The following is a 12,006-nucleotide window of genomic DNA, read 5'->3' as shown; positions in this document are numbered from 1 at the left end:
ATACTAATGCTTTCTGTCCTGAAGCAGAAGTTTTAGCAGATTTTATGTTAAAAATAGATAAAAAGCAATGTTAAAAGTAAGAAACTGCTTTCTTTTTGTTTTAATTTAGATTACCTTTATTTTGTATTATACTTCAAGAGTTAACAGCTTCAAAGAAGTATTTTGAAAGCGCTTTACCGACCCATACCCTTTCTTTGGAAGTGGTAAAACAGGACTTTCCCTGCTAGACTATACCATTATCTTACAGTTATCAGGAAGTCTGCTATGACACTATTTGCCATTCTAACTTACGGAAAATGTTTTGCATGCCGTAGGTTTTAATACCGTAAATGTTTTCAATTAAAAAAGTGCCTATGTTAAAGAAAATATCTAAAATAAAAGACTCGCTTTTAATTTCAAAAGAGCAGCAAAGAGCTATATCAGGTGGCTTTGACGAGTTTTGTCCACGTGTTCCCTGTTCCAACCAGAGAGACTGTGCAGATCTTCTGGGCGGTACCTGCATTCAGGAAGTTGGTGAATGTGTGTATATCTGTACGCCTTGACTATTTAAAAGTAAGCATCCTAAACTCTAACCATTACGGATAAAAAACCTACGGTACATTACCGGCCTTCTTTGTACAACAAGGTTAAGTAATGATTTTTTTGAATTTTTTCACAGTTTCCCCATATCAGGTAACACTTTTTAAGTGATACCACGGCAAAACCCATTTTGCCATAAGTTGCCCCTGTATGCACCTGTGTTCGGGCTTATACATACATATTTTTTATAAGTATGAATTTTTATTAGGGCTTTATGCAAAACCTATGTATAAGCCCCGAACATAAGGGCATCATTACATTTATTAACTTTTAAAACACATTTTTCATGTTAAAAAAGATCTCAAAAATAAAAGGTATTACGCTTCTTTCTAAAGAAGAACAAAGAAAAACCCACGGAACTGGCACGGTATATTGTATTGATATGGAATGTGAGTCGGATGACGATTGCCAGTTTGCAGATGGCTTTTGCAATAGTGGTGTTTGCGACTTTCCCAACTGCAACGGGTAACATGTAATGCTTTAGAAGGAAATACTGAAAATTAACAGTATAAAACCAAATGAAACTGAACAAAAAGCTATAGGTGGTGGCTGCGGCCGTTGCCCTCCTATTCTATTCCCTGCTCTGATACCAGTGACTGCCAGTTATTTTTGGTAGGCTTTTGTGACCAGACAACCGTTCATATCTCTGTTAGCACTGTTAGCACTGAACCCGCCTGAAAGAACTTTTAGACGTTTTGTAATGAAAGTGTATTTGCCCGAATGTATCAATATACATAATGAGACAAACAGGTAAGTACATTTTCTGTATGATAAGGTGTGCTAATTCTCAACCTTTTAACTTATTTATTAACTTATAATTTTTAATCATGATCAAAAAACTATTACAAACACAAAACACGATACTTTTGAGCAAAACCGAACAGAAAATCATTTCAGGAGGTTTTGACGACTCTTGCCCCAATATTCCCTGCGATTCGCAGGCTGATTGTCAATCAGTCAATGGTTTTTGTGTAATTGCCGCAGGGCTTTGCATATACCGATGTGCAGGATAGGATAAAAATAAACCCAATCGGGCACTTAGCCCGGTACCCTATGTAAAACTAAAAACCCCTGATCTCTCAGGGGTTTTTTACAATTTATTACGCTATTTTTTGTTAACTACAAAAACTTCTGCTTTATCCTTTTATATCTGCCAGTTTTCCTCGTTTAATATTACTTATTTTGAGATCTTCCAACACATTTACAGCTTCTTCTACATACACATCTCTGGATAGGTTTTTATGCCAGCGTTCTCTTTTTTGTTTTAAAACTGTATCTGATTCGAACAATTTCTTTTCATAAGGTAGTGATGTAAAACTTAAATTGGTTTTATATTCTGAGATAGCTTTAAAATATTTGGCTTTCTCTTCATTGTTTTCAACCTGCTTTACATAAGCATCGTAGTTAAGGGAATATTGATATTTTTCCTGTTGATCCCGTATCCATCTGGCATTTTCATCAATAAGTTTTATCTGGTCATTTACAGCCATTCTGTTTTTACTCTTCTCAATAGTAGCTTCATAATCTATATAGCCGTCCCAGGTGCTGTAATTTGCAGGAGCAATTTTATCCCAGGGTAATGGGTTTTCCTGGTCTTTTTCACCAATATGGATATAGCTGTAACGGTCTGGAACCACCACATCACTTTTAACACCTTCTAATTGTGTAGAGCCTCCGTTAATTCTATAGAATTTTTGGGTAGTAAGCTTAAGGGCTCCCACATCACCAAATTCATTGTTTTTCTGAAGAAACTGATTGAGGTCTATTACATTTTGAACTGTACCTTTTCCGTAGGTTTGCTTGCTTCCCAGTACAATGGCTCTTTTATAATCCTGCATGGCAGCTGCCAGTATTTCTGAAGCGGAGGCAGACAGTTCATTTACCAGAATTACCAGTGGTCCGTCCCACTGTATCCGGCTGTCCCTGTCTTTAAGTACTTCTTTGTTGGGCCCGGTGGTTCGTACCTGTACTATGGGGCCATCTTTAATGAAAAGGCCCGCCATATCAACCACGGTCTTTAAAGATCCGCCTCCGTTGTCACGGAGGTCAAGGACCAGCCCCTCCATACCCTGATTTTTAAGTCGCTCTACTTCTATAGCCACATCGGAAGCGGCATTGCGTTCTTTATAATTTTCAAAATCAATATAAAACTTGGGAAGGTTTATAATCCCAAAAGTACGGTCTCCTTTTTTGATAAGAGATGATTTTGCATACGATTCTTCCAGTTCTACCACATCTCTGATAATTGATATCACTTCTACTGTACCATCTACCCTTCTTACGGTAAGTTTTACTTCGGTGCCTTTAGGCCCCTTAATTAGCTTAACAGCATCATCCAGACGCATTCCTACAATACTTACCGGCTGTTCATTACCCTGTGCCACTTTGAGTATTTCGTCTCCTACTTCAATATGCTGGCCCCTCCAGGCGGGTCCGCCGGAAATGATATCGGAAACCCGAATATTGTCATTTCGTTTTTGTAATCTGGCCCCTATACCTTCAAATTTACCAGACATATTGATATCAAAACGATCTTTATCCTCGGGAGCAAAATAAAAAGTGTGGGGGTCAAACTCCTCTACAATGGCATTAAGATACTGGCTAAACCAGTCTTTACGCTCAAGATCGTCATACAGCGTAAAAAACTCCTCAAATGTTTTTCTGGTAGATTCTCTTGACTCTTCCTCTATTTCTGCTAATGACTTTTTGACATACGACGGGTCATCTTTTGCTTTTCTGTCTTCATCTTCTACTCTGGAAGCATATCCCGAAATGGTAGTAAACTTAAGTTGCTTTCTCCATATTTCTTTTAATTCCTTTTTGTTGGTAGCATAAGGGATCTCTTCGTATTTGGTGTCTATGGATTCCTTTTTATCAAAATCAAAAGGCTTCTCAAGTACTTTGACATATACCTCCCGGGCTTCATTCATACGCTCTATAAGACGATTGTATGTGATATTAAAAAAAGATATGTCAGAGCTTTTTAACTGATCGTCTATTTTGTATTTATACGCTTCAAACTCTTCAATATCCGAAGCCAGGAAGAATCGTTTAAGGGGGTCAAGTGCCTCTATGTAATCGTAATATACATTCTCAGAGAAATTATCATTCATGTCCTTAGGATCAAAATGTCCTTTTTCAAGTACATAAGAAATAAGTTCTATAAGTACCTTGTCTTTGTCTGAACTTTCAAAGGTTTTATTGGTAAAACTACATGAGGCTGCTGAGATAATAAAAACTCCCAGAAAAAAAATGAAATTCCTTTTCATAATATCCTTTTTTAGGTAACCTTAAATTTAAAGAAAAAACCGTGCCACGTTATTACAATGTTACTAATTTTTTGTTAAACATGGAGTAAAGATTATATAACTTTGCTTTTACCTATTTTTGCATGGTAAAATTTATAACGTATTATGAATAGCAAACCTTTGATACTGGTAACTAATGACGATGGTATAACCGCTCCCGGACTCAGGGCACTCATACGTGTCATGAACGAAATAGGCGATGTGGTAGTAGTGGCTCCTGATAGTCCGCAATCTGCCATGGGGCATGCTATTACTATTAATTCTACCCTGTATTGCAGCCCTATATCTATAGAAGATGAAGGGGAACAAATTGAATATACCTGTAGTGGTACGGCAGCAGATTGTGTAAAACTGGCCGTAAATGAAATTCTTAACCGAAGACCCGATATTTGTATAAGTGGTATTAACCACGGTTCCAATTCTTCTATTAATGTAATTTATTCGGGAACTATGAGTGCCGCTGTGGAAGCAGGTATAGAAGGTATCCCGGCTATAGGTTTTTCTCTGTGTGACTACTCCTGGGAAGCCAATTTCAACGCTGCCAGCCAGTTTGCCCGGAAAATCACTATCAATGCCCTGCAAAACGGACTCCCCAAAGGTGTGGTCTTAAATGTAAACATCCCAAAACTCACAAGTGAGGAGATAAAAGGGGTTAAAGTATGCAGGCAGGCTAAGGCGCATTGGGCAGAAGAATTTGATAAACGCACCAACCCGCAGGGTAGGGACTATTACTGGCTTACCGGAAGATTTATAAATGAAGACAAAGGAGAGGATACAGATGAATGGGCCCTTGCTAACGGTTATGTATCAGTCGTTCCGGTGCAGTTTGATCTCACTGCACACCATGCCATACAGGATTTAAACTCTTGGAACCTTAATGATTAGAAAAGAAATATTTATTGGCTTTCTGGTAGGGATCATTTCTAACGTATTAGGTGTGATTTTAGCCCTTATCATATTGTCATCTTATTCAAAACTCACTATAAAAACCGCTTTTATAGTTACCTATGAAGAAGGAAATGCTGGTAGCATTCTGGCCCTGGGCGCCCTTTTGAACCTGGTATCTTTTTTCCTTTTTATAAGATTAAAAAGGGATTACAGGGCCCGCGGGGTGTTGCTGGCCACTCTTCTTACGGCTGTGCTCATATTGCTATACAAACTTTTAAGCGTATGAAATACTATATCATTGCCGGTGAAGCTTCGGGCGACCTGCACGGCTCAAATCTCATCAAGGCCCTGCTTAAACAGGATCCCGAAGCAGAAATACGCTTCTGGGGAGGCGACCTTATGCAAAGTGCCGGAGGTACACTGGTAAAGCATTTTAAAGACCTGGCATTTATGGGGTTTCTGGAAGTGCTGCTTAATCTCAGTACTATTCTCAAGAACATTCGTTTTTGTAAAAAAGATATCGGTACATTTCAGCCGGATGCTCTTATTTTTATAGATTATCCCGGTTTTAACCTGCGTATCGCCCAATGGGCCAAAAAACAAGGATATCTTACTCATTATTATGTTTCTCCGCAAATATGGGCCTGGAAAGAAAGCCGGATAAAAGCCATAAAAAGGGATGTTGACCATATGTATGTGATCCTTCCTTTTGAGAAAGATTTCTATGAAAAAAAACATCACTATCCCGTGCATTTTGTAGGGCATCCTTTAATTGATGCCATACATGAGCTCTCTCCTACGAACGATATTGAATTCAGGAAAATACACAAACTGCATCCTCATAAACCTATTATAGCCCTCCTACCCGGGAGCCGCAAACAGGAAATACGGAAAATGCTTTCTATAATGCTGAGTGTCGCAGACGATTTTAAAGACTATCAGTTTGTGATTGCCGGTGCACCCGGATTGGATTACACTTTTTATGAAGAGTTTGTAGCAGGGCAAAATGTTCATTTTATATTGAACAAAACGTATAACCTGCTAAGTGTGTCCTATGCAGCCCTGGTAACCAGCGGTACGGCTACACTGGAAACCGCACTCTTCAAAGTTCCTGAAGTAGTTTGTTACAAAGGGAACTGGGTATCATACCAAATAGCCCGACGTATTATTTCTTTAAAATACATTTCACTGGTAAACCTTATCATGGATGAAGAAGTGGTCACTGAGCTAATTCAGGATCGCCTCCATAAAAAGAACCTCACCAAAGAACTTGCCAGCATACTTACCGATGAAACCCGTACCCGTATCTTTCACCGGTACAAAGCCCTTGAAGAAAAACTGGGAGGCGTGGGCGCCAGCGAAAATACAGCTCGTATTGTGGTGAGTAAAACAAAAGAACGCAGGCAGACATCTGTTTAAATTATGTATTTTGCATAAAATGCCGCCCTAAATGAAAAAAGTTATTCTCTTTGTTCTGGTTATACTGTTACTTAGCTGTAAATCTTCTAAAAAAACGGTGAAAGTAAAGCCGGATAAACCCATAATTGATAACCGGACACTGGTTGTGAAACCGGCACCTGCCACAGATGAAGAAAAGAGCAAAGAAAAAAACACAATTCCCGAAATTAGTAATACTCTTGCCAATGACGTGGTAAGAACAGCATTATCCTACAGTGGTACCCGATACAAATTTGGAGGCACTACCGATAAGGGTATGGATTGTTCCGGGCTTGTTTTTACTGCTTTTAGCAAACACGACATTTCTCTTAACAGAAGTTCTGCACAAATGGCCCAACAAGGCGTGAAAATACCACTGAGACAGGCAGAAAAAGGAGATCTGCTGTTTTTTGGTACCGGTAAAAGAAAAAAAATAGTCAACCATGTAGGCTTGATCGTTAGTAAAAAGGGTAAAGATATTCGGTTTATTCACGCCACTACTTCCCGGGGTGTACTTATCTCTTCGCTTGATGAAGGTTACTGGAACTACGCATTTATAGAAGCACGGCGGGTTTTGGAAAAAATGTAGTTTTTTCCGTATTTTGACATGTGAAATTACTTAATTTTAGAAGTGTTCAAATAACCTTCTTCCTCATCTTGGGAATATTTTATGGTTACTATACAAACCCTACACCGCAGGGCTTGTTTCCAGTGGTAGCTGCGTGTTTTCTGCTTTTGTTTGTTTTTCGCAAAATCGCCAATCGCTATCCCCGGCAAACGGCTTTATTCAGCATTGTTGCTTTTACCGCTTTCTTTTTAACAGGAGCGCTCAGCATTTCCCTCAAGAATACGTTAAACAGTTCGTTTCATTATTCTAAAATTGATCAGGGAAACCGTGCCAATCTTTTGGTACGTATTGAAAGTACTCTGCGCCCTTCAGCACGTTATTACCGGTACAAAGTACAAATCTTACAACTGGATTCTCTAAAAGCGGAAGGCCAACTCCTTATGAACCTCTTAAAAGATTCGATTGCTAATGTCCCGGTATCGGGCGACCTGTATCGTGTAGGGACCCGTTTACTTGCTGTACCTCCCCCTGTAAACCCGGGACAGTTTGACTATGCCGGCTACCTGAGAAAGCAACAAATATTTCATCAGGTTTATGTAAACCCGGATGCGATGGTAAAAACAGGACACGCACGCTCTTTGCTTTCGGTTGCAGAAGGTATAAGACGCAAAATACAACAGTCATTACAGGATGCAGGATTTACGGGAAATACCAAAGCTGTTATAAGTGCTTTGTTATTGGGAGAACGAACGTTTATATCACGAGACCTCTATGAGAACTACGCCGCGGCAGGGGCTATTCATATCCTGGCGGTTTCCGGGCTGCATGTTGGTATTGTATTGCTTATGCTCAATTATGCTCTAACACCTTTGTTACTGTTAAAAAACGGACAGATGTACCGGTTGCTTATTACGTTGGTATTGCTATGGTTTTTTGCGTTAATAGCGGGTTTGTCCCCTTCGGTGGTAAGGGCCGTAACCATGTTCTCGTTTGTGGCCTTTGCCATGAACCGGAAAAAACTGACCAATACCGCTAATATATTAACAGTATCTATGTTCTTTTTGCTGTTGATCAATCCGTTCTTTCTTTTTGATGTGGGATTTCAGTTGAGCTATGCTGCCGTTTTTTCCATTTTGGGTATTCAGCCTCTTATTGTGAAGGTTTGGAAACCCAAAATACGTTTCATCAAGTATTTCTGGCAGTTACTTACTGTAACGATCGCTGCACAATTAGGATTGCTTCCTTTGAGTTTGTACTACTTTCATCAGTTCCCCGGTTTGTTTTTCGTGTCTAATCTGCTTATTGTGCCTGTTCTGGGGGTTGTGCTCAGCATAGGCATACTGGTCATTATACTCTCTGTGAGTAATGCCATGCCATACTGGCTAACTCAGGCGTATTCCGGGCTTATTCAATATATAAACTATGTGGTGGAATGGATAGCAGGAAAAGAATCGTTTCTTTTCAGAAATATTCCTTTTAGCGAACTTGATCTGGTGGTTTCTTATTGTTTACTGATCTCGGTATGGATGTTTTTTAAAAAACCCTCCAAATTACGGTCAGCTATTAGTATCGCCGGGATCGTGAGTTTCGTAGCTGTTTTTATCTATCAGGAACATACACATGCTAAATATAACCAGGTAGTCATATTCCATCAAAGTCGCCAAAGTGTAATTGTTTTTCATCATAAAAAACATCTCTCTATATACCGGCCAAATACTATTAACAGCCGTGCAAACCAAAGACTGGTTCAAGGGTACCAAACGCTGTATCGTATCAAAACCACAGATACTATCCTCACACATTCGTTTAAGGATAAAATAGCTATTATCGATTCTTCTGCTCATATCACGGCAATACACAGGGCCCCTGTTATGGTATTACGATATTCCCCACGTTTAAACCTGCAAAGGCTCATACAAAGGTATCGCCCAAAAATAATTATTGCAGATGGCAGTAACTACCCCGGTTTCAAAAAGCGATGGCAGGCCACCTGCCGTGAAGAAAATGTTGTTTTTCACGACACCTATGAAGAAGGAGCTTTTATTTTGGAACTGGAAAAATACTAATGAATGCCATGCATCCATTTTTTAAGAAGGGGCACCAACAATAGCAGTAGTAATGCTGCTCCTGCTACTACTCCTACGCCCCATACCAAATAGGTATCAGAGTAGGCGGTTAAGGTAACCGCAGCCGGTGTGTTCTCATCAATACTCTCGGAAGTTGTTAGTTTTCCGATCCATCCGGCAATCTTGTTACCCAGGGATATAGACAGGAACCACGCACCCATTACAAAACCAACAATTTTTGCAGGGGAGAGCTTGGTAACCATAGACAACCCTATGGGAGATAGCGAAAGTTCTCCTGTAGTGTGTAACAAATACATCACGGCAAGGAAAATGATGGAAACTAATCCCTGATCATTGGCAAAAAACCGGGCTCCGAGTACAATTACACCAAAACCAAGACTCAACTGTACCAGCCCCAGAACAAATTTCATTGGTGTACTCGGTTCTTTTCCGGCCTTATTTAGTTTTAGCCATATATAGGAAAAGAGTGGTGCCAGCAACATAATGAAAAGCGGGTTTAAACTCTGGAAAATAGAAGCTGGTATTTCGGTACTGCCTACCACTCTGTTTACATTTTTATCAGCAAAAAGTGTTAACGAGCCTCCGGCCTGTTCAAAAAGTGCCCAAAAAATAGCATGGAAAAAGAACAATACAACCACTACCAGTAACCTCTGCCCTTCTTTCTTTTCTTTTAAGGTTACGGCGTGGTAAATGAGATAGGCAATAATAAATATTGAAATAACCAGTAAGAGGGTGGACATGAGCTCATCCAGATCGAGAATGGAAGCACATACGGGTACTGCTAACAGCGATAAAACAATTATAGGCATATCGGGTTTTCTGCCAAAAAGTTTTACGGAGCCTTCCTGCACTTCTTTGGGAGGCAGTCCTTTTTCTCCAAATTTTCTTGAAAATATCCAGAATATGATCAACCCGAGTACCATTCCTATACCGGCAAGTCCGAAACCGTAATGCCAGTTTATTTGCTGCCCAATATACCCGCAGGTAAGGGTAGAGAGAAAGGAACCTATGTTAACACCCATGTAAAAAATGGAAAAGGCCCCGTCTTTACGCGGATCATCTTTTTCGTAAAAAGTACCTAAAAATGAGCTTATATTGGGTTTAAAAAATGCATTACCAATAATGATGAGTGCCAGTGCGGCAAAAAAGAAAGGTAGGTTACCTTCCAGACCTTCAATACCCTGAAGGGCCAGGGTAAAATGTCCCAGGGCCATTAAAATACCTCCCCACAGTATGGTTTTCCTAAAGCCGAGAAAACGGTCGGCTACAAGCCCCCCTAATACCGGGAACAGATATACCATTGCGGTATAGGAGCCATAAATACCGTAGGCCTTGGTCTCGGCCACATTCTGTGCCATATCTATAAAAAGCACTTTGGTCATATAAAGAATAAGCAGGGCCCGCATACCGTAATAAGAGAAACGCTCCCACATTTCTGCAAAAAACAGTACAAACAAGGCTTTGGGGTGTGTTCCTTTATTTGTGTAAATGATAAAGGGTACCCATAGTAAAACAAACACCCAGCCTATAATCATTATCCAAAGTGTAATATCCATGTCCTTATGTTTTATTGTTTATCTGCCAGTTCAAATCCTTCGCTTTCTTCAGAAGTAGTACCGCGCTTTAAATCTTCTGCCTTATGGGTAAGTCGTTTTAAAAGTTTTAGAAGTAAAATAACCAGTACACCGAAAATGACGCAAAAAATGGTTATCCCGGAGAAAATGGTAAGCTCTCCGGCATCTGTAGCAGATTCACCTATAATACCTGCCACTTTATTACCCAGACCGGTGGCTGCAAAATATACACCCATCATGAGTGCGCCGTATCGTACGGGAGCCAGTTTGGTGATAAATGAGAGTGCTACGGGAGATGCACAAAGCTCTCCCAGGGTATGAAAAAGATAGGCCAGTGCCAACCAGTACATAGCCGATTTTCCTAGGGTCTCATATTGCATGGATGCAAAAACCATAAAAACAAAGCCCAGCCCCATAATAATAACCCCATTGGCCATTTTGAAAAGGGAAGACGCCTCTTTACCACGATATTTCCACCACATCCAAAAGTTGGCTACGGGTACTGCAAAAACAATGATATAAAAAGGATTAAAAAACTGAAATACTGCGGCAGGTATTTCATATCCCAGCAACATTCGGTCGGTACGGTTATCAGCATATAAATTCATGAGTCCGCCGGCCTGCTCAAAAGCACCCCAGAAAACGATCACAATAATAAAAGACAGGAGTAATACCAGATAACGATCCCTTTCTACGCGAGACTTAAGATCGTGATAAATAGTGATCATAAAGCCCACTACTATAGAGAGAAATATAAAAAACAGTCCGTAAGCAATACTTTTAAACATGGTCCAGTACACCGAGAATAGACATAAGGCAGCGGTAATAAACAAGGGAACCCGAGTTGTGAGAAGGTTTTTGAACAACTGGCCAATAGAAACGTCTGATGTGTTTTCTTCTTTTTTGGGTTTGGGTTTGTTACCTACATGCACCAGGTACTTTTGCCCTGTCATATACACTACCTGGCCCAATACCATCCCTATGGCTGCCAGGCCAAAACCGGCATGCCATCCGTATAGATCGGCTATAAAAGCCACGACAAGACTGGCCAGTGCAGCCCCGGCGTTGATCCCTATATAAAATATGGAGAACCCTTTGTCTCTTCTTTCATCTCCTTGACGATACAAACCTCCCACGAGAGTGGAAATATTGGGTTTTAACATTCCCACCCCTGAAACAATAAGTCCCAATCCGGAATAAAAGGCCCACATTTCTTCTATTGATAAAATTCCGTGTCCTGCAACCAACAGAAGTCCGCCAATCATCACGGCTCTTTTCTGTCCTATAATTTTATCTGCTATGATCCCTCCGGGAATAGAAGCTACATAGACCAGCATGGTGTACCAGCCATATAGAGAAAGTGCTTCTGCATCCAGCCATCCCAGGCCGGGGTTTTCCCCAACAGTTTTAGCGGTTAAATACAGAACGAGTATCCCACGCATCCCATAGTAGGAAAAACGCTCCCACATTTCGGTTAAAAACAAAATGTAAAGACCTACGGGGTGCCCGAAAAGCTCTTTTTCATGGGTAAGTTTAGAAGTATTTGACATTATATATGTACGTTT

The 12,006-nt window shown here is 40.2% G+C and carries 11 protein-coding genes; 8 read left to right on the top strand and 3 right to left on the bottom strand.

Annotated elements, in window-relative coordinates:
• Window positions 1–353: 353 nt before the first annotated feature.
• The 3 genes from WAO84_RS06735 to WAO84_RS06725 all read left to right on the top strand — a co-directional run bounded on the left by WAO84_RS06735 (window position 354) and on the right by WAO84_RS06725 (window position 1,592).
• Window positions 354–542, top strand: a complete 189-nt coding sequence (locus WAO84_RS06735; protein ID WP_340064624.1) for a hypothetical protein — start codon at window positions 354–356, stop codon at window positions 540–542.
• Between the two features lie 323 nt (window positions 543–865).
• Entirely contained in the window at window positions 866–1,048 is a 183-nt protein-coding gene (locus WAO84_RS06730; RefSeq protein WP_340064623.1) for a hypothetical protein, read from the top strand.
• Between the two features lie 358 nt (window positions 1,049–1,406).
• Complete coding sequence (locus WAO84_RS06725) at window positions 1,407–1,592, top strand: hypothetical protein (RefSeq protein WP_340064622.1); 186 nt, start codon at window positions 1,407–1,409, stop codon at window positions 1,590–1,592.
• 123 nt (window positions 1,593–1,715) lie between these two features.
• Here WAO84_RS06725 and WAO84_RS06720 read toward each other — a convergent pair whose 3' ends face one another.
• The gene (locus WAO84_RS06720; RefSeq protein ID WP_340064621.1) at window positions 1,716–3,848 is read right to left on the bottom strand and encodes a carboxy terminal-processing peptidase; all 2,133 of its coding nucleotides are present in this window, start codon (window positions 3,846–3,848) and stop codon (window positions 1,716–1,718) included.
• Between the two features lie 144 nt (window positions 3,849–3,992).
• Here WAO84_RS06720 and surE point away from each other — a divergent pair, with 144 nt between their 5' ends.
• The 5 genes from surE to WAO84_RS06695 all read left to right on the top strand — a co-directional run bounded on the left by surE (window position 3,993) and on the right by WAO84_RS06695 (window position 8,846).
• Window positions 3,993–4,772 carry a 5'/3'-nucleotidase SurE gene (gene surE / locus WAO84_RS06715; protein ID WP_340064620.1) on the top strand — a complete coding sequence of 260 codons (780 nt, stop codon included), beginning with the start codon at window positions 3,993–3,995 and terminating at the stop codon, window positions 4,770–4,772.
• Window positions 4,765–5,061, top strand: coding sequence for a hypothetical protein (locus tag WAO84_RS06710; protein ID WP_340064618.1), 297 nt, complete (start codon window positions 4,765–4,767; stop codon window positions 5,059–5,061). The genes surE and WAO84_RS06710 overlap by 8 nt, the downstream gene beginning before the upstream one ends.
• Window positions 5,058–6,194 (top strand): lipid-A-disaccharide synthase, encoded by a 1,137-nt coding sequence (gene lpxB / locus WAO84_RS06705; protein WP_340064616.1) that lies wholly within the window; start codon window positions 5,058–5,060, stop codon window positions 6,192–6,194. The genes WAO84_RS06710 and lpxB overlap by 4 nt, the downstream gene beginning before the upstream one ends.
• Before the next feature lie 31 nt (window positions 6,195–6,225).
• Entirely contained in the window at window positions 6,226–6,801 is a 576-nt protein-coding gene (locus tag WAO84_RS06700) for a C40 family peptidase (protein ID WP_340064615.1), read from the top strand.
• A gap of 68 nt (window positions 6,802–6,869) precedes the next feature.
• On the top strand, window positions 6,870–8,846 hold the full coding sequence (locus WAO84_RS06695) for a ComEC/Rec2 family competence protein (RefSeq protein WP_340064614.1): 1,977 nt from the start codon (window positions 6,870–6,872) through the stop codon (window positions 8,844–8,846).
• On the opposite strand, the gene WAO84_RS06690 is transcribed toward WAO84_RS06695, so the two are convergent.
• A complete protein-coding gene (locus tag WAO84_RS06690) occupies window positions 8,843–10,423 on the bottom strand; it encodes a peptide MFS transporter (protein ID WP_340064613.1) in 1,581 nt (526 codons plus the stop codon). The two genes, WAO84_RS06695 and WAO84_RS06690, sit on opposite strands and share 4 nt — an antisense overlap.
• An 11-nt stretch (window positions 10,424–10,434) precedes the next feature.
• Window positions 10,435–11,991, bottom strand: a complete 1,557-nt coding sequence (locus WAO84_RS06685; protein WP_340064611.1) for a peptide MFS transporter — start codon at window positions 11,989–11,991, stop codon at window positions 10,435–10,437.
• Window positions 11,992–12,006 lie beyond the last annotated feature (15 nt).

The sequence above is a fragment of the Ascidiimonas aurantiaca genome, assembly GCF_037646345.1.
GTDB lineage: Bacteria > Bacteroidota > Bacteroidia > Flavobacteriales > Flavobacteriaceae > Ascidiimonas > Ascidiimonas aurantiaca.
This window is presented reverse-complemented; position numbering and strand designations above follow the sequence as displayed.